Source organism: Geodermatophilus sp. SYSU D00867 (genome assembly GCF_054050315.1).
This window is the reverse complement of sequence record NZ_JBJGZC010000005.1, coordinates 63,579-81,022: the sequence shown is the minus strand read 5'-3', so window position 1 is coordinate 81,022 and position 17,444 is coordinate 63,579. Positions and strand designations below refer to the sequence as shown.

Genomic DNA, 17,444 nt, shown 5'->3' with positions numbered 1-17,444 from the left:
CTGCAGGGTCCCGCCGCGAGCCTGCGAGCGGTGAGGGGCAGCGGGGTCCTTCCTCAGCCGTTGCGGCTGGGCGGCTCGCCGGCGGCCAGGGCGGCCTGCGCCTGCGCCGGGTTGAAGGCGCACGCGTCGTCGACCTCGGTGGCCGTGGGGGCACCCTCGACCGGGGCGGGCGGCGTCCCGTTGGGCACCTCGGCGCCGGAGGCGCTGGTCCCCGGGGCCGGCGCGGGAGCGGACGTGCCGGCGGCACCGGAGAGGGTGTCCTCCACGATCTGGCGCATCCGGTCGTAGTCGGGGTACGCGGGGTCGATCAGGCTGGTGTCGAAGACGACGCTGCGGATCTCGGCGTCCTTGACCAGGAACGCCAGGTCGACGAAGTCGTCGAGCGCCGACCGCGGGATGTCGGTGCTGACGATGTCCTGCGTCGTCGCGGCCAGCTCCTGGTACTGCTCCAGCAGGGTGATCGGGTCGGCCTCGTCGACGATCGCCTTGATGGTGCAGCGCTGCCGGTCCATGCGGTCGTAGTCGGTGAGCCCGTACCGGCCGCGGGCGAACTGCAGGGCGAGGTACCCGTCGAGGTGCTGGTCCGGCCCCGGCGCGATGTAGTCGTCGGGCAGTTCCTCACCGGTGATGCCGTTGATCGGCACGTAGTAGTTGACGTTGACCGTGATGCCGCCGAGGGCGTCGACGAGCCGGCTGAACCCGTCGAGGTTGACCAGCACGAAGTAGTCGATGTGGAGGCCGAGCGCCTCGCCGACGCCGAGCTTGAGGAAGTCCGCGCCGGGGTCGTCGGTGGGGCCGAGGACGTCCGGGTGGTCGGCCGGCCCGTTGCGGTAGACGGAGTTGAGCAGGCTCTCGCTCTCGCTGCCGGACTCGAAGCCCTCGGGGTAGACCTCCGCCAGCGGGCTGTCGGCCGGGAAGGGCAGGTCCTCCAGGTTCCGCGGCAGGCTGAACAGCGTCGTCTCACCGGTCTCGGTCTCGACGCTGGCGACGATGACGGTGTCGGTGCGCACGCCCTCGCGGCCCTCGCCCCCGTCGCCGCCCAGGAGCAGGACGTTCACCCGCTCCTTGCTGCCGAACGGGTCCGGCGTGTCCTCGACGGTGGCCGACTCGCGGTCGTCGGCGAACACGCCGTCGAGCAGGCCGCGCTGCGCCACCGCCACCTCCCCGACCCGGTAGGCCGGGTAGGCGATCCCCGCGACCAGGAGGGCCACCAGGACGGCACCGACGGCGTGCCGCGGGGCGGAGCTGTGCCGCGGCAGCAGCGAGCGGTAGCCGGTGACGACGACGGCGACCCACGCGACCGCGAGCACGACCAGCGCGGCGACGATCCAGTTCAGCGACGAGGAGTCGACGGCCAGCCGCACCGCGGTGCGCCGGCCGGCGGTGGCCAGCCAGACGCCGGCGCCGACGAGCAGCACGAACAGGACCAGGACGACCGCGCCCAGGCGGCGCCGTCCGGAGGCCAGGAACGCGGTCCCGGGGACGACGGCGTTGACGGCGGTCAGGCCGAGCACCGCCGCGAGGGACCGCGACTCGCGCCGTTGCCGGCGGGTGCGCCCCTGGCGGGCCGCTCCCTTCCCCGAGGGCACCGGCGGGAGGGACGGGGCGTCGCCGATCGGCCGGGTGACGTCCTCGTTCACGGACGCACCCGGGCTGCACCGGGTCGGCTCATCTCGCTCCCACGGGTCCTGGTCATCCGGCCATGATCCCACTCGCGGCTGGCGGTCACGGGCGTCTCCGTACCCAGCACCGCCCCCGGGCACCCGAACGGGCGTGAGGTGCGTCTCCCCTGGTCACGGGCGGTGCCCGGACGGGCCCCGGCGGTCACCCCCGGTGCCCCATAGGCTCGGGGACCGTGCGCCTCGCCACCTGGAACGTCAACTCCATCCGGACCCGGGTCGACCGGGTGACGGCCTGGCTGCAGCGCCGCGACGTCGACGTCCTGGCGCTGCAGGAGACCAAGTGCCGCGACGACCAGTTCCCCGAGGAGCGGTTCACCGAGCTCGGCTACGAGGTGGCGCACGTCGGCCACTCGCAGTGGAACGGCGTCGCCGTCGTCTCCCGGGTCGGGCTGGCCGACGTCGAGGTGGGGTTCCCCGGCATGCCGACGTGGGCGGCCAAGGAGGGTGCCGAGCCCGCCGCCGAGGCCCGCGCGCTCGGCGCCACCTGCGGCGGGGTGCGGGTGTGGAGCCTGTACGTGCCCAACGGCCGGCAGCTCGGCGACCCGCACTACGACTACAAGCTCGAGTGGCTGGCCGCGCTGCGCACCGCGGCCGGGGGCTGGCTGGCCGCGGACCCCGCGGCGCAGGTCGCGCTGGTCGGCGACTGGAACATCGCCCCCCAGGACGAGGACGTGTGGGACATGAGCGTCTTCGCGCACTCGACGCACGTCTCGGCGCCCGAGCGGGAGGCGTTCCGCGCCGTCGTCGACGCCGGGTACGCCGACGTCGTCCGGCCGCTGGCCCCCGGGCCCGGCGTCTACACGTACTGGGACTACACGCAGCTGCGCTTCCCCCGCCGCGAGGGCATGCGGATCGACTTCGTGCTCGGCACCCCGTCGCTGGCGGCCCGGGTGAGCGGGGCGCTCATCGACCGCGAGGAGCGCAAGGGCAAGGGCGCCAGCGACCACGCCCCCGTGGTGGTCGAGCTGGCGGACTGAGGGTCCGGCGGGCGGCCGCCGTCAGGTGGTCACGCGCGCACCGGCGGGCGACGACGCGACCTCGGGCTCCGTGGCCCGGGCCGTCGGGGCCCGCTCGGCGGGCCGCCGGCGCAGGCGCAGCACCCGCGACAGGGCGGTCTGCTGCCCGAAGGACGCGGTCAGCCGGTCGAGGAAGATGGCCAGCAGGACGACGGCCAGGCCGCCCTCGAAGCCGCTGGCGACGTCGAGCTGGGTGACCGCCCGCACCACCACCGCGCCCAGGCCGGCCGCGCCGAGCAGGCCGGCGGTGACGACCATGGACAGCGCCAGCATGATCACCTGGTTGACGCCGGCCATGATCGACGGCAGCGCCAGCGGCAGCTGGACCTCGCGCAGCACCTGTCCCGGGCGGGCGCCGAAGGCCTGCGCCGCCTCCACCACCTCGCGGTCGACCTGCCGGATGCCCAGCTCGGTCAGCCGCACACCCGGCGGGATGGCGAACAGGATGGTCGCCACGACGCCCGGCACGACGCCCACGCCGAAGAAGAAGACGGCGGGGATCAGGTAGACGAACACCGGCAGCGTCTGCATGAAGTCGAGCACCGGCCGCACCGTCATGCTCACCGCCCGGGAGCGGGCCGCCAGGATCCCGAGGGGGATCCCGATCGCCGCGGCGATGACCGCGGCCACGAGCACCAGCGCGAGGGTCTGCATGGTCTCGACCCACAGCTCCAGCGAGACCACCAGCAGGAACGCCAGGACGGTGTAGAGCGCCAGCCACGGGCCGCGCAGCAGCAGGGCGAGCACCGTGAAGACCACGATCCACACCACCGGCGGCGGGGAGACCAGCACGTCGGTGAGCCCGTCCACGAGGACCTGCATGACGTTCGAGATGGCGTCGAACAGCCACGGGACGGTGGCGAGCAGCCAGTCGATGAGGTCGGCGACCCACTGGCCGAGCGGGATGTGCGGGATCACGGGCGCCTCCCCCGGACCGGGACGGCCGACAGCGCGTCGAGCACCGCGGCCCGCGGGACGACGCCGAGCAGCCGCCCGCCGTCGTCGACGACGCCGAGCGGCACGGGGTGCCGCCCGACCAGGTGCACGAACTCGACGACCGGGCGGTCGGCCGCGATGGTCGCGTGGTCGGGGACCAGCTCGCGCGGGCCGAGGGCGGACCGGCCCTCCTGCACCGCGCGGGCGAGCAGGTCGTCGCGGGCGACGCCGGCGATCCGCCCGCCGTCGTCGAGGACGTAGACGCCGTTGGCCTCGGCCGCACCCAGCGCCTTGAGCACGTCGCCGGGCGCGTCGCCGAGCCGGGCGGTCAGCCGGGGCTCGCGGAGCAGGTCGCCCGCGGTGAGCACGCGGGTCCGGTCGACGTCGGAGGTGAAGTCGGCGACGTAGTCGTCGGCGGGCGCGGAGATGATCTCCGGCCCGGTGCCGAGCTGCACCGTCCGCCCGTCCTTGAGCATGAGGATCCGGTCGCCCAGCCGCATGGCCTCGTTGAGGTCGTGGGTGATGAACACGATGGTCTTCGCCAGCTCCGCCTGCAGCCGCTCCAGCAGGTCCTGCATGTCGCGGCGGATCAGCGGGTCCAGCGCGGAGAACGGCTCGTCCATGAGCAGCACCTCCGAGTCCGCGGCCAGCGCGCGGGCCAGGCCCACGCGCTGGCGCATGCCGCCGGACAGCTCGTCGGGCCGGGCGTCGGCCCGTTCCAGCAACCCCACCGTCCCCAGCGCCCAGTCCGCCCGCTCGCGCTGCTCGGCCGCGCTCGCGCCGCGGACCTTGAGCGCGTAGGCGGCGTTCTCGCGGACCGTGCGGTGCGGCATCAGCGCGAAGTGCTGGAAGACCATGCTGATCTTCTCGTTGCGGACCGCGCGCAGCTGCGCGTCGTCGAGCGCCCGCAGGTCCCGGCCCTCGACCTCGACGGTGCCGGCACTGGGCTCGATGAGCCGGTTGAGCAGGCGGACCAGCGTGGACTTGCCCGAGCCCGACAACCCCATGACGACGAAGAGCTCCCCGCGCTCGACGGCGAAGCTGACGTCGTGGACGGCGAGCGTCGCCCCGGTGCGGCGTTGGATCTCGTCGCGCCCGAGCCCCTCCCCGGCCAACCGCAGGGCCTCCTGCTCCCGCGCCCCGAAGACCTTGGTCAGGCCCGAGACGCGCAGCACCGGCGCGGTCACGTCAGCCGATCCACTCGTCGATCTGGTCGCCGTGGGCGTCGACCCACTCGCGCGCCACCGTGGCCACGTCCTCACCGTCGACGTCGACCTGCTTCTGCATCTCCTCCATCTCCTCGACCGAGATGCGGAAGTTCGTCAGCAGCTCGACGAAGCCCGGGGCCTGGTCCCGCAGCTCGTCGCTGGCGGCGATGTTGGCGCTGTAGGAGGGCATCGCGCAGGCGCCGTTCCCCTCGGTGAGGCAGCCCTCGGTGTAGGGCGTGGGCTCCTCGAGCTGCACCATGTCGTACTGCGCGAAGACCGCGTGCGGGTGGTACAGGTACAGCACGATCGGCTCCTCGCGGCTGTAGCTGTTCTCCAGCTGGGCGAGCTCGGCCGCCTCGCTGGAGACGACGTGCTCCAGCTCGATGCCGTAGCCCTGGAGCCGCTTGGCGTTCTGCTCGGTGGTGATGTAGCCGGGGTCGGCGTCGTAGAACTTGCCGCCGAGCTCCTCGGCGTAGTCGTTGAGCTGGGTGACGCTGGTCAGCCCCTCCAGCGGCCCGCCCGGCTCGACGGCGTAGGCCGGCACGAACCAGCCCTGCGCGGCGTCGCCGTAGGTCTCCGAGACGATCTCGACCCGGTCGGCGGCCGAGTCGGCCAGCTCCTGCTGGTTGGGCAGGGCCACCTCGGTGAGCAGGTCGATGTCACCGCGCGCGGCGCCGGCCCAGGCGGCGGCCGGGTCGAGCTGGGTGGTCGCCAGCGAGGCGACGCCGAGGTCGGGGTTGTCGGCGGCGATCTCGCCCAGGATGCCGTTGGTCAGGCCGGCGGCGGTCCAGCTGAACTGGGCGGTCTGGACGGTGATGCCGTCGCCACCGCCGCTGCCGGTGCCACTGCCACTGCCACTGCCGCCGGAGCCCGCCTCCTCGCTCGTGCACCCGGCGAGGGCTGCGGTCAGCAGGGCGGTGAGCACCACGGCGGAGGTGCGGGGGCGGAGGGGAGTGTGCTGCATGGGGTCCTCTTCCTGGGGACGTGGGCCCTGACGGGCCGCAGCAGGTGTGGGCACAGTACGAGGCGCAGGCCCCCTGGAGGAGCCTGCGCCTCGTACCGCGGTCGGTCGGGGAGGGCGGCGGCCGGGGTCAGACGGCGGCGGGCCCGACCGGGGCGTCGCCCCGGAGGGTGATGCGGTGCATGACACGGCGCTGGTCGCCGTAGTCGCGGTTGGCGTAGTGCACCGTCGACCGGTTGTCCCACATCGCGACGTCACCGACGGACCAGCGGTGCCGCACGACGTGCTCCGGCTTGGTGATGTGCGCGTAGAACAGGTCGAGCAGGTACCGGCTCTCGGCGTCGGAGACGCCCTCGATGTGCGAGACGAAGCCGGGGTTGACGAACAGCCCCTTGCGGCCGGTCTCGGGGTGCACGCGCACGACCGGGTGCGCGACGGGGACGAGGGCGCGGTACTCCTCGCCCTCCCACTTCGTGCGCTCCTCGCGCTGGGCGATGTAGTAGCCGAACTCGCGGGTGCCGTCGTGCACGGCGACGAGCTGGTCGGCCAGGCGCTGCAGCGGCTCGGACAGCGAGCGGTAGGCCAGCTCCAGGTCGGCCCACTGGGTGTCGCCGCCGGTCGGCGGGAGGACGACGGCCCGCAGGACCGATCCCAGCGGCGGCCGGCGTACGAAGGTGACGTCGGTGTGCCAGACGTCGGCGAAGCCACCGGTCGCGCTGTCGAGCGCGTAGATCTCCGGGTGCTCCTCGTCGACGCCCGGGACGACCGGGTGCGACTCGGTGACCTCGCCCAGGCGGCGGCCGAGGGCGATCTGGCCGTCGGGGTGCAGGTCGTGCTGGCCGGCGAAGAACAGCACCTTGTACTCGGCGAGCGCGGCCCGGATCGCCCGGACCTGCTCGTCGGTGGGACGGGCGAGGTCGACGCCGTGGACCCGGGCGCCGATGGTCGGCTCCAGGCGCTCGAGGTCGAGGACGCCGCCGTCGAGGTCGGCGGGCGTGGTCGGGGCAGCAGCCAGCAGGGTCATGCGAGGTCTCCAGGGATGGGTGCGGACGAGCGGACGGGGCCGAGGACCGGGGACGGGACTCAGGCCCGACAGAGCGCGCTCGCGCACCGCAGCAGGTCGACGTGCCGGCGCTCGACGAGCGCAATCCGCACAATCCCGACCGACTGCATGGGGATTACCGTAGCGGGTGTTCCCGCCTCCTGACGACGAGGGGTCCCGCCGTGTCCGTGCCCGGCTCGCTGTTCATCGACGGGACGTGGCAGGACGCCCGCTCCGGCCGCGTCCTGCGGGTCCTCGACCCGTTCGACGGGTCGCTCGTGGCCGCGCACGACGCCGCCGCGCCCGGCGACGTCGACCGCGCGGTCGCGGCGGCGCGGGCGGCGTTCGAGTCCGGGAAGTGGTCCGGCCTGCCCGCGGCCGAGCGCGCGGACCTGCTGCACCGCACCGCGGACCTGCTGGTCCGCGACCGCGAGCACGTCGCGCTGCTGGAGACGCGCGACACCGGCAAGACCCTGCGCGAGAGCCGGGCCGACGTCGACGACGTGGTCGCGGTGCTGCGGTACTACGCCGGGCTGGCGGTCGTCGACGTCTCGCGGGTGGTCGACGCGGGCCCGGGCGTCGACAGCCGGGTCGTCGCCGAGCCCGCCGGCGTGTGCGCGCTGGTCACGCCGTGGAACTACCCGCTGCTCGAGATCTCCTGGAAGCTCGCCCCCGCGCTCGCGGCCGGCTGCACGGCGGTGGTCAAGCCCAGCGAGCTCACGCCGCTGACCACCGCGCACCTGCTGTCCCTGCTGGCCGAGGCGGGTCTCCCCTCGGGGGTGGTCAACCTGGTGCTCGGCGACGGGGAGGTGGGGGCGGCGCTGGTCGCGCACCCCGGCGTCGACCTGGTCAGCTTCACCGGCGGCACCGCCACCGGCCGCGCCGTCCTGCGCGCCGCCGCGGACACCGTGAAGCGGGTGCACTGCGAGCTCGGCGGCAAGAACCCGAACGTCGTCTTCCCCGACGTCGACGTGGACGTCGCGGTCGACAACGCCCTGTACGCGGCGTTCCTGCACGCGGGGCAGGTCTGCTCGGCCGGCTCGCGGCTGATCGTGCACGCCGACGTGCACGACGCCGTCGTGGCCGGCCTGTCCGCCGGCGCGGAGGCGATCCGGCTCGGCGACGGGCGGGACGAGCGCACCCAGTCGGGTCCGTTGATCTCGGCGGCGCAGCGGGCGAGGACCGAGGGGATGGTCGCCCGGGCCCTGGCCGACGGCGCGGTCCTGGCCGCCGGCGGACGCCGTCCGGAGGACCCCGCGCTGCGGGACGGCTTCTTCTACCGGCCGACGGTGCTGACCGGGTGCCGGCGGGACACGGCCGTCGTCCGCGAGGAGGTCTTCGGCCCGGTCCTCACCGTGGAGACCTTCACCGACGAGCAGGAGGCGGTCGCGCTGGCCAACGACACCGTGTACGGCCTGGCCGGGGCGGTGTGGACCGGCGACGACGAGCGCGCCGAGCGGGTGGCCGCCGCCCTGCGCTGCGGCACGGTGTGGATCAACGACTACCACCCGTACGTCCCCGGGGCGGAGTGGGGCGGGCGCGGGCAGTCCGGCGTCGGGCGGGAGCTCGGGCCCACCGGGCTGGCCGAGTACCGCGAGCTCAAGCACGTGTGGCGGCGGCGGTCGCCGGGCCGCAGCGGCTGGCTCGACTGAGCTCCGCCCGTCGGGCCGGGCGGGTCAGCGGGCGGGCACCAGCTCGGCGACCAGCGCGCGGACCCGCCGCTCGATCTCGTCGCGGATGGGCCGCACGGCCTCGACACCCCTGCCGGCCGGGTCCTCGAGCTCCCAGTCGAGGTAACGCTTGCCGGGGAAGACCGGGCAGGCGTCGCCGCAGCCCATGGTGACGACGACGTCGGAGGCCTCGACCGCCTCGGTGGTGAGCACCCTCGGCCGCTGGGCGGTGACGTCGATGCCGACCTCGGCCATGGCCTCGACGGCCGCGGGGTTGACCCGGTCGGCGGGCAGGGAGCCGGCCGAGCGCACCTCGACGGCGTCCCCGGCGAGGTGGCGCAGCCAGCCGGCGGCCATCTGGGAGCGGCCGGCGTTGTGCACGCAGACGAACAGGACGCTGGGACGGGAGGTCACGGGACCACCGTCGCAGACGGGGGCTTGACCGCCCGCACGATCGCGCCGTGCAGGCCGGGCGCGACCTCGTGCGTGAAGGTGACCGAGGCGTCGGCGAAACCGGCCGCGGCCAGCCCGTCGAGGTACTCGGACCGGGACAGGGCGCCGGCGATGCAGCCGACGTGGGAGCCGCGCTCGGCGCGCTCGGCCGGGCTCACGGAGTCCTCGGCGACGACGTCGGAGATGCCGATGCGCCCGCCGGGGGCGAGCACGCGGAACGTCTCGGCGAGCACCGCGGCCTTGTCGGTCGACAGGTTCACGACGCAGTTGGAGATGACGACGTCGACGCTCGCGTCCTCGAGCGGCAGGTCCTCGATGGTGCCCCTGCGGAACTCCACGTTCGTCGCGCCGGCCTCCGCCGCGTTGGCGCGGGCGAGGTCGAGCATCTCGTCGGTCATGTCCACGCCGTAGGCGAAGCCCGTGGGGCCGACGCGGCGGGCCGAGAGCAGCACGTCGATGCCCCCGCCGGAGCCCAGGTCGAGCACCCGCTCCCCCTCGCGCAGGTCGGCGACGGCGACCGGGTTGCCGCAGCCGAGCGACGCCAGCACGGCCTCCTCGGGGAGCCCCTCGGTGGCTTCGGCGTCGTACAGGCCGGCGCCGAAGCGCCCGTCGTCCCCGGCCGCCGGACCGCAGCAGCCGCCGACCTCCTGCGCGGCCGCGGCGTAGCGCGCCCGGACCTGCTCCCGCAGGTCCGCCTCGGTCCCGGTCATGACCCCTCCACGCATCGATGGACGTCGATGACAGGACGGTGCCACACACATCGACGCCTGTCGATATCGACGTCCGTGGATGTCCGGTGCGACACTGGCGCCGTGCCGACGTCGCTGCCGCTCACCCCGGGGACGGACGCGTGCTGCGCGCCGCCGGTCCGCGCACCCCTGAGCGCCGCGGACGCCGCCACCCTGGCCGGGACGCTCAAGGCCGTCGCCGACCCGGCGCGGCTCCGGCTGCTGTCGCTGGTGGCCGCCCACGACGGCGGTGAGGCCTGCGTCTGCGACCTCGTCGAGCCCCTCGGCCTGTCCCAGCCGACGGTGTCGCACCACCTCCGGGTCCTCGTCGACGCCGGCCTGCTCACCCGCGAGAAGCGCGGCGTGTGGGCCTACTACGCGCTCGTGCCCGGCGCTCTGGACTCCCTCGCCGCGGTCCTCACCACCGCCGCGTCCTGAGTCCGCGCCCCGGTACCCGTCGACGTCCGGGGATGCGGCGGGCAGCATCGGGTCATGGACGAGCAGTCGGTCCGGGCCGCGCTGGAGCACTACATCCGTCACAGCGCGGCGGGCGACGAGGACCGCGCCAGCGAGATCTACCACGAGGACGCCGTCCTCGAGTTCCCGCAGTCCGGTGAGCGGTTCGAGGGCGTGGCGAACTTCCGGGAGTGGCGCCGGGAGTACCCGGCCCAGGTCGACCTCGAGATCGTCCGTGTGCGGGGGCGGGACGACTTCTGGGTGGTGGAGGTGCGCGCCCGCTACGACGGTGGCCCGTGGATGTACGGACCGGCCGTCTACGAGTTCCGGGGAGACCGGGTGTCCCGCGAGACGATCTACGTCGGCGAGGCCTGGGAGGCGCCCGGGTGGCGGGCGCGCTGGCGGGCGGCACCCTGATCCGGGAGTGGCCCGACTCACGGGCTGACCTGCGGGGACGTCCCGCGCAGGGGCATCGGCCGGGGCGTCGCGGTGTTGTACCCGTCGATGACCGCGCCCGCCCTGCTCGGGGCCCCCTCCCCCACCCGCCTGTGGACGCCCAGCCGCGTCCTCGTCACCCGCTCGGCCGCCGAGCGCCCGCACGGGCAGCGCGTCCTGCGCCGCCTCGAGGCCGCCGGCGTCGACGCGATCGACCTGCTGCCCGGTGACCGGCTGCCCTCGCTGCGCGGTGACGACGACCGCGCGGCGTTCATGGCCGCCAAGGACACGATGGCGCTGGTCGTCCCGCCGCCGTCCAAGCGCCGGCTGCAGCCGATCCCGCCGTCGGCGGACTTCCGGCTCGACCTGGCCGAGGGCTGCCCCGCGCACTGCCAGTACTGCTACCTCGCCGGGTCGCTGTCCGGCCCGCCGATCACCCGCGTGTGGGTCGACCTCGACGAGGTGCTCGAGGGCCTCGACGACTACGTCGGCCGGGGCCGCATCACCTCCGGCACGCTCGAGCGCGGCGGCGAGGGGACGACGTTCGAGGCGTCCTGCTACACCGACCCGCTGGCGATCGAGCACCTCACCGGCGGCCTGGCCCGCATGGTCGAGCACTTCGGCACCCACGCGTGGCCGGGCCCCGTGCAGCTGCGGGCGACCACCAAGTTCGACGACGTCGCCGGGCTGCTGGACCTGCCGCACGGCGGGCGCACCCGGCTCCGGTTCAGCCTCAACGCCGCCCCCGTCGCTCGGCGGTTCGAGGGCGCCACGGCCCGGGTCGGGGCGCGCATCGCCGCCCTGACCGCCGTCGCCCGCGCCGGCTACCCGGTCGGCCTGACCATCGCGCCGATCATGCCGGTGGACGGCTGGCGCGAGGAGTACGGCGCCCTGCTCGACGCCGTCGCCGCGGCCCTGCCGGCGGACGCCGACCTCACCGTCGAGTGCATCACCCACCGGTTCACGCCGGGCAGCAAGGAGACGCTGCTCGACTGGTACCCGCGGACGAAGCTCGAGATGGACGAGTCGACGCGCACGCTCAAGCGCGGGAGGTTCGGCTCGGTCAAGCACGTCTACCCGAGGGAGACGATGGCCGAGCTGCGCCCCTGGTTCGAGGCCGCCGTCGCCGACCGGTTCTCCCGGGCCCGCTTCCTCTACTGGACCTGAGTCCGCCCGCGATCACGGCGCCGGGACCGTGCCGGACGGCCGGCGGCGGTCACGGCGCCATGATCGTCGGGCCAGGCGGCCGGGATCAGGCGGCCGGGATGAGGCCGTTCGGGTCGAGCACGTACTTCTTCGCCGCGCCCTGGTCGAACTCCTGGTAGCCGCGCGGCGCCTCCTCGAGCGGGATCACCGTCGCGTTGACCGCCTTCGCGATCTGCACCCTGTCGTGCAGGATCGCCATCATCAGCTGGCGGTGGTAGCGCATGACCGGGCACTGGCCGGTGGTGAACGCGTGCGACTTCGCCCAGCCCAGGCCCAGCCGGATCGACAGCGACCCCTCCTTCGCCGCGTCGTCGACCGCGCCCGGGTCGCCGGTCACGTAGAGGCCCGGGATGCCCAGCGCGCCGCCGGCCCGCGTGATGTCCATCAGCGAGTTGAGGACCGTGGCCGGCGCCTCGCGGGAGGCGTCCGAGCCGTGCCCGCGCGCCTCGAAGCCGACGGCGTCGACGCCGCAGTCCACCTCGGGCGTGCCGAGGATCTGGTCGATCTGGTCCTTCGGGTCGCCCTGGGAGACGTCGACGGTCTCGCAGCCGAAGCTGCGGGCCTGGGCCAGCCGGTCGGCGTTGAGGTCGCCGACGATGACGACGGCGGCACCGAGCAGCTGCGCCGAGGCGGCCGCCGCGAGCCCCACCGGGCCGGCGCCCGCAATGTAGACCGTCGAGCCGGTGCCCACGCCGGCGGTGACGCAGCCGTGGTAGCCGGTCGGGAAGATGTCCGACAGCATCGTCAGGTCGCGGATCTTCGCCAGCGCCTGGTCCCGGTCGGGGAACTTCAGGCAGTTCCAGTCCGCGTAGGGGACCATCACGTACTCGGCCTGCCCGCCGGTCCAGCCGCCCATGTCCACGTAGCCGTAAGCGGAGCCGGGGCGGTCGGGGTTGACGTTCAGGCAGATGCCGGTCTTGCCCTCCTTGCAGTTGCGACAGCGGCCGCAGGCGATGTTGAAGGGCACGCTGACGATGTCGCCGACCTCGAGGAACTCGACGTCGGGCCCCTTCTCCACGATCTCGCCGGTGATCTCGTGGCCGAGGACGAGCCGCTCGGGCGCCGTCGTCCGGCCGCGGACCATGTGCTGGTCGCTGCCGCAGATGTTGGTGGCGACCGTCCGCAGGATGACCCCGTGCGGCGTCTTGCGGCCGACGTTGGCCGGGTTGACCCCGGGTCCCTCCTTGAGCTCGAGCCCCGGGTAGTCCAGGTCCGCGACCTCGACCTTGCCCGGACCCATGTACATGACCGCCTTGTTCGCCACGGACGTGCCTCCTCTCGGCAGCCGGCACGGCGCTGTGCCGGACACCGTCTCCGTCGCCGCGCCGGCCGGCGCAGCCCTGGTGCCGCTCCCCTCGCCAGGACGGGACTCCTGGTCTCGGGGTCCGGCGGGGAAAGAGTGTGGCCCGGGTCACGGGACGGTCTCGGCGGCGACACCGACCCCTTCCCGGACCACGGCACGTTGCGACGTACCGTCGCCGGTCGTGCTCGTACTGCTCCCGCCCTCGGAGACCAAGTCCCCGGACGGCGACGGCGCCCCGCTCGACCTGACCGCCCTCTCCACGCCGGAGCTCACCCCGCTGCGCGCGCGGCTGGTCGAGGCGCTGGTCCGGCTGGCCGCCGACCCGCCCGCCGCCCGCGCCGCGCTGGGCCTGTCCCCCGGCCAGGACGCCGAGCTGGCCCGCAACGCCGCACTGTGCACCAGCCCCACCAGGCCCGCGCTCGAGCGCTACACCGGCGTCCTCTACGACGCCCTCGCCGTCCGCACCCTGACGCGCGCGCAGCGGGCCCGGGCCGACCGCCGGCTCGCCGTCGGGTCGGCGCTGTTCGGCCTGGTCCGCGCCACCGACGCCATCCCGGCCTACCGGCTGTCCGCGGGCTCCGCGCTCCCCGGGCTGCCCACCCTCCGCACCCTGTGGCGCCCGCTCCTCGGCCCGGTGCTCGCGGACTCCGGTGAGCTCGTCGTCGACCTGCGCAGCGGGGCCTACCAGGCGCTGGCCCCCGTCCCGGGCGCGGTCACCGTCGACGTCCTGAGCGAGCGGGCCGACGGCAGCCGGACCGTGGTCAGTCACGCCAACAAGGCCCACAAGGGCCGGGTGACCCGCCTGCTGGCCACGACGACGGCGGAGCCGGACGACGCGGGCCGGGTGCGGACGCTGCTGCGGCGGGCGGGGTTGCACGTGGAACACGACGGCGCGGACGCGCTGACCCTGGTCCTGCCCACGGCGGCATGAGGGGCGCGTCGTCACGTCGCGTGACGGCGAAGGGTTCGTCCCGTGATCCCTGTTGGCCGCATGAGGCGTCGCTTACGATGTACACGGCGTGCGGACCCAGAACCGGCCGGACCGCCGGTGTACGAGGAGTCGGCCGCGAGCCGGGCGAAGGGTTTCGGTGGACGACACGTCTGAGCTCCCCGGGGAGCCGCACGTCCCGGGTCTGCGCGACGCCGCCGAACTGCTCAAGGCCGACCGCCCACGCACCGAGGCCGCGCGCCGGTTGCGGCTGCATGACGCCAGCGTCGTCCTCGACCGCCTCGCCGAGCTCGCCGCCCGGCTGGTCGGCGCCCCGGTCGCCCAGCTGTCCCTCCTCGACGACGTCCAGGTGGTCGTCAGCGGCGCCGGGCTGCCGCCGGGCACGGTCGGCAGCGAGGTCCCGCTCGAGACGACCGCCTGCGCCGTCGCCGCCGCCGAGCGCGCGCCCCTCGTCGTGCCCGACGCCCACGCCGAGCCCCGCGCGGCCGAGCTGCCGCAGGTGGCCGCCGGGGCCGTGGGCGCCTACCTCGGCGTCCCGCTGGTCGACTCCGCCGGCCACACGGTCGGCGTCCTGTGCGTCGTCGCCCCCGCCCCGCGGTCGTGGTCGGACACCGACGTCGCCACCCTGCGCCAGCTCGCCGCAGCCGCCGTCACGGAGCTGGAGCTCGCGGCGCTGCGCACCGAGTACGAGAGCGACCGGCTGCGCTGGGGCCTGGCCATCGACGCCGCCGGGATCGGCACGTTCGACTGGGACCTGGTCACCGGGGAGCTGACCTGGGACGCGCGGCTGGTCGAGATGTTCGGGTACGCGCCCGAGGAGTTCGGCGGCACCATCGAGGACTTCAACGCGCGGGTCCACCCCGACGACCTGCCGCGGGTCACGGACGCGCTGCAGGCCAGCATCGACAGCCGCGGCGACTACGAGGCCGAGTACCGCGTGGTCTGGCCGGGCGGCGAGACCCGCTGGGTGCAGGCCCGCGGTCGCACGCTGGCCGACGAGCGCGGCGCGGCGACCCGCGTGCTCGGCGCCGCCTACGACACCACCGCCGAGCGGGCCGCGGGCATGCGGGTCACCCGCGTGCTCGAGGCCATGCCGGCCGGCTTCTACTCCCTCGACCGCGAGTGGCGGTTCACGCACGTCAACGCCGAGGCCGAGCGGCTGCTGGGCCGCAGCCGCGAGGAGCTGATCGGCCAGGAGCTGTGGACGGCGTTCCCGGCCGCGGTCGCCAGCGCGTTCGAGGAGAACTACCGCGCCGCCGTGCGCACCGGGACGCCGGTGCAGTTCGACGCGCACTACCCGGCGCCGCTCAACGGCTGGTACGAGCTGCGCGCCTGGCCCAGCCCCGAGGGACTGTCGGTCTACTTCCTCGAGGTCACCGAGCGCCGCCGCGTGCAGGACCGCGCCGAGCGCGCCGCCCAGCGGCTGGCCCTGCTGGCCCAGGTCAGCGCCGAGCTCGCCGGCGCGCTCGACCCCCAGACCGCGACCGGGCACCTGCCGCGGCTGGTGGTCCCGGCGCTGGCCGACTGGTGCATCGTCACCGTCGTCGACCCCGACGGCCGCCCGCGCGACGTCGGGCACTGGCACGCCGTCCCCTCGCAGCGCGCCCTGGTGGAGCGCTACGCCGCGGTCCGGCTCGACGCGATGCCGGCGACCGCGCCGCTGATGCGCGCCCTGCTCACCGGCGAGCCGGTGATGGAGCGCGGCGAGGCCGTGCGCGACCTGCTCACCGAGGGCGACGCCCGCGACCTGCTGACCGCGCTGGCCCCCGAGTCGGCGATCGCGATCCCGCTGCGCGGCCGCGACCGCACGCTCGGCGTCATGACGCTGTACTGGCGGGCGGGCTGGACGCCGCGCGACGAGGACCTGGCCACCGCCCAGGACGTCGCCGACCGGGCCGGCCTGGCGCTGGACAACGCCCGCCTCTACGGCCAGCAGCGGGCGCTCGCCGAGGGGCTGCAGCGCAGCCTGCTCACCGAGCCGCCCGAGCCCGACCACGCCCAGATCGCCGTCCGCTACCTGCCGGCCGCCGAGGCCGCGCGGGTCGGCGGGGACTGGTACGACGCGTTCCTGCAGCCCGGCGGCGCGACGATGCTGGTCATCGGCGACGTCGTCGGCCACGACACCGAGGCCGCGGCCGCGATGGGGCAGCTGCGGGCCCTGCTGCGGGGCATCGCCACCTACAGCGACGCCGGCCCCGGCGAGGTGCTGCGCGGCCTGGACGCCTCGATGGCCGTGCTGCAGACCCGCGTCCTCGCCACCGCCACCGTGGCCCGCTTCGAGCAGACCCAGGACGAGCGGGAGCGCGGCGTCACCCGGATGCGCTGGGCCAACGCCGGGCACCTGCCGCCGCTGGTCATCAACCCCGACGGCAGCGTGGCCGAGCTGGCCACCTGGCGCGGCGACCTGCTGCTCGGCGTCGACCCGGACGCCCGCCGCGAGGAGTCGGTGGTCACCCTCGACCGCGGCGCCACCGTGCTGCTGTTCACCGACGGGCTCATCGAACGCCGCGACGCCGACCTCGACGCCGGCATGGCCCGGCTGCGCGAGGCGCTGCGGGAACTCGCCGGGCAGCGGCTGGACGACCTGCTCGACGAGGTGCTGTACCGGCTGGTGGACGGCCGGCCCGAGGACGACGTCGCGCTCGTCGCGGTCCGGCTGCACCCGCAGGACCGGCCGCGCCCGCCCGACGCCGGCCCCAACCGGGTGCCCGACGTCGTCCCCGAGGACCCGGCGAGCCCGACGCTGCGCTGAGCACTCCGGCGAGGCTGAGCACTCCGGCGAGGCTGAGCACTCCGGCGGGCCCTCGGCGGTCCGGAGGGCCCGCCGGCCCCGCGCTCGTCCCGCGCAGGCCCGGCGCCGGATCCGGTCAGGAATCGAGAAGCCCCCGGCACCCGCCCCTCCCTAGCGTCGGTGGCACGACCCCGCAGAGCACCGAGGGAGCTGGAGATGCCCACGGAGGACGTCGAGCAGGAGTCCACCGGCTTCACCGCCGAGGAGCGCGCCGCGATGAAGGAGCGCGCCGCCGAGCTGCGCGCCGAGGGGAGGAGGGGCGCGAAGCGGGCCGACGGCCTGCAGGCCGTCCTGGACCGGATCGCGGCCATGGACCCCGGGGACCGGGCGCTCGCCGAGCGGGTGCACGTGGTGGTCACCACGCACGCCCCTCACCTGGCCCCCAGGACCTGGTACGGCATGCCCGCCTACGCCGACGCGGACGGCAAGGTCGTCGTCTTCTTCCAGGACGCCGGCAAGTTCGGCTCCCGCTACGCGACCCTCGGCTTCAACGACCCCGCGAGGCTCGACGACGGCGACCTCTGGCCGGTGTCGTTCGCGCTGACGGGCTGGAGTCCCGAGGTGGAGGAGCGGGTCACCGCGCTGGTGCGGACCGCCACCGCCTGACC

Annotated in this window: 16 protein-coding genes; 8 read left to right on the top strand and 8 right to left on the bottom strand. The window is 74.9% G+C overall.

From position 1 onward, the window contains the following. Nucleotides 1-53: 53 nt before the first annotated feature. Nucleotides 54-1,640: an LCP family protein gene (locus tag ACI8AK_RS06170; protein ID WP_456955524.1), complete on the bottom strand. Its 1,587-nt coding sequence runs from the start codon at nt 1,638-1,640 to the stop codon at nt 54-56. A 215-nt stretch (nt 1,641-1,855) separates the two neighbouring features. Here ACI8AK_RS06170 and ACI8AK_RS06165 point away from each other — a divergent pair, with 215 nt between their 5' ends. Beyond that, nucleotides 1,856-2,659 carry an exodeoxyribonuclease III gene (locus ACI8AK_RS06165; RefSeq protein WP_456955522.1) on the top strand — a complete coding sequence of 268 codons (804 nt, stop codon included), beginning with the start codon at nt 1,856-1,858 and terminating at the stop codon, nt 2,657-2,659. A gap of 21 nt (nt 2,660-2,680) precedes the next feature. On the opposite strand, the gene ACI8AK_RS06160 is transcribed toward ACI8AK_RS06165, so the two are convergent. The 4 genes from ACI8AK_RS06160 to ACI8AK_RS06145 all read right to left on the bottom strand — a co-directional run bounded on the left by ACI8AK_RS06160 (nt 2,681) and on the right by ACI8AK_RS06145 (nt 6,827). Continuing rightward, nucleotides 2,681-3,616, bottom strand: a complete 936-nt coding sequence (locus tag ACI8AK_RS06160; protein WP_456955521.1) for an ABC transporter permease — start codon at nt 3,614-3,616, stop codon at nt 2,681-2,683. Beyond that, nucleotides 3,613-4,821 (bottom strand): quaternary amine ABC transporter ATP-binding protein, encoded by a 1,209-nt coding sequence (locus ACI8AK_RS06155; protein WP_387991784.1) that lies wholly within the window; start codon nt 4,819-4,821, stop codon nt 3,613-3,615. Before ACI8AK_RS06155 ends, ACI8AK_RS06160 begins: the two co-directional genes overlap by 4 nt. Before the next feature lies 1 nt (nt 4,822). After that, nucleotides 4,823-5,806 carry a glycine betaine ABC transporter substrate-binding protein gene (locus tag ACI8AK_RS06150; RefSeq protein WP_387991787.1) on the bottom strand — a complete coding sequence of 328 codons (984 nt, stop codon included), beginning with the start codon at nt 5,804-5,806 and terminating at the stop codon, nt 4,823-4,825. Nucleotides 5,807-5,933: 127 nt separating this feature from the next. After that, complete coding sequence (locus ACI8AK_RS06145; protein ID WP_456955519.1) at nt 5,934-6,827, bottom strand: TauD/TfdA dioxygenase family protein; 894 nt, start codon at nt 6,825-6,827, stop codon at nt 5,934-5,936. A gap of 200 nt (nt 6,828-7,027) precedes the next feature. On the opposite strand from ACI8AK_RS06145, the gene ACI8AK_RS06140 reads away from it, so the two are divergent. Continuing rightward, a complete protein-coding gene (locus ACI8AK_RS06140; protein WP_456955517.1) occupies nt 7,028-8,497 on the top strand; it encodes an aldehyde dehydrogenase family protein in 1,470 nt (489 codons plus the stop codon). A gap of 24 nt (nt 8,498-8,521) precedes the next feature. Here the strand turns inward: ACI8AK_RS06140 and ACI8AK_RS06135 are convergent, their stop codons facing one another. Further along, nucleotides 8,522-8,929: an arsenate reductase ArsC gene (locus tag ACI8AK_RS06135; protein ID WP_456955516.1), complete on the bottom strand. Its 408-nt coding sequence runs from the start codon at nt 8,927-8,929 to the stop codon at nt 8,522-8,524. Then, nucleotides 8,926-9,678 carry an arsenite methyltransferase gene (arsM, locus tag ACI8AK_RS06130; RefSeq protein WP_456902921.1) on the bottom strand — a complete coding sequence of 251 codons (753 nt, stop codon included), beginning with the start codon at nt 9,676-9,678 and terminating at the stop codon, nt 8,926-8,928. The genes ACI8AK_RS06135 and arsM overlap by 4 nt, the downstream gene beginning before the upstream one ends. A gap of 102 nt (nt 9,679-9,780) precedes the next feature. On the opposite strand from arsM, the gene ACI8AK_RS06125 reads away from it, so the two are divergent. The 3 genes from ACI8AK_RS06125 to ACI8AK_RS06115 all read left to right on the top strand — a co-directional run bounded on the left by ACI8AK_RS06125 (nt 9,781) and on the right by ACI8AK_RS06115 (nt 11,754). Continuing rightward, nucleotides 9,781-10,134 (top strand): ArsR/SmtB family transcription factor, encoded by a 354-nt coding sequence (locus ACI8AK_RS06125; RefSeq protein WP_387991802.1) that lies wholly within the window; start codon nt 9,781-9,783, stop codon nt 10,132-10,134. 54 nt (nt 10,135-10,188) lie between these two features. Then, nucleotides 10,189-10,569, top strand: a complete 381-nt coding sequence (locus ACI8AK_RS06120; RefSeq protein WP_387991805.1) for a nuclear transport factor 2 family protein — start codon at nt 10,189-10,191, stop codon at nt 10,567-10,569. An 87-nt stretch (nt 10,570-10,656) separates the two neighbouring features. Next, a complete protein-coding gene (locus tag ACI8AK_RS06115) occupies nt 10,657-11,754 on the top strand; it encodes a spore photoproduct lyase family protein (protein ID WP_456955515.1) in 1,098 nt (365 codons plus the stop codon). Between the two features lie 85 nt (nt 11,755-11,839). Here the strand turns inward: ACI8AK_RS06115 and fdhA are convergent, their stop codons facing one another. Continuing rightward, nucleotides 11,840-13,057 carry a formaldehyde dehydrogenase, glutathione-independent gene (gene fdhA, locus ACI8AK_RS06110; protein WP_387991811.1) on the bottom strand — a complete coding sequence of 406 codons (1,218 nt, stop codon included), beginning with the start codon at nt 13,055-13,057 and terminating at the stop codon, nt 11,840-11,842. A 220-nt stretch (nt 13,058-13,277) separates the two neighbouring features. On the opposite strand from fdhA, the gene yaaA reads away from it, so the two are divergent. From yaaA to ACI8AK_RS06095, 3 genes are all read left to right on the top strand, one after another. Further along, nucleotides 13,278-14,027, top strand: a complete 750-nt coding sequence (gene yaaA, locus ACI8AK_RS06105) for a peroxide stress protein YaaA (protein WP_456955514.1) — start codon at nt 13,278-13,280, stop codon at nt 14,025-14,027. A gap of 157 nt (nt 14,028-14,184) precedes the next feature. Continuing rightward, entirely contained in the window at nt 14,185-16,797 is a 2,613-nt protein-coding gene (locus ACI8AK_RS06100; protein ID WP_387991817.1) for a SpoIIE family protein phosphatase, read from the top strand. A gap of 195 nt (nt 16,798-16,992) precedes the next feature. After that, the gene (locus tag ACI8AK_RS06095) at nt 16,993-17,442 is read left to right on the top strand and encodes an iron chaperone (RefSeq protein ID WP_387991820.1); all 450 of its coding nucleotides are present in this window, start codon (nt 16,993-16,995) and stop codon (nt 17,440-17,442) included. Nucleotides 17,443-17,444 lie beyond the last annotated feature (2 nt).

Bases quoted from the DNA above. Each gene is read 5' to 3' on its own strand.
- ACI8AK_RS06150 (WP_387991787.1), bottom strand. From the start codon at position 5,806: ATGCAGCACACTCCCCTCCGCCCCCGCACCTCCGCCGTGGTGCTCACC.
- ACI8AK_RS06145 (WP_456955519.1), bottom strand. From the start codon at position 6,827: ATGACCCTGCTGGCTGCTGCCCCGACCACGCCCGCCGACCTCGACGGC.
- arsM (WP_456902921.1), bottom strand. From the start codon at position 9,678: ATGACCGGGACCGAGGCGGACCTGCGGGAGCAGGTCCGGGCGCGCTAC.
- ACI8AK_RS06120 (WP_387991805.1), top strand. From the start codon at position 10,189: ATGGACGAGCAGTCGGTCCGGGCCGCGCTGGAGCACTACATCCGTCAC.
- ACI8AK_RS06115 (WP_456955515.1), top strand. From the start codon at position 10,657: ATGACCGCGCCCGCCCTGCTCGGGGCCCCCTCCCCCACCCGCCTGTGG.
- ACI8AK_RS06095 (WP_387991820.1), top strand. From the start codon at position 16,993: ATGCCCACGGAGGACGTCGAGCAGGAGTCCACCGGCTTCACCGCCGAG.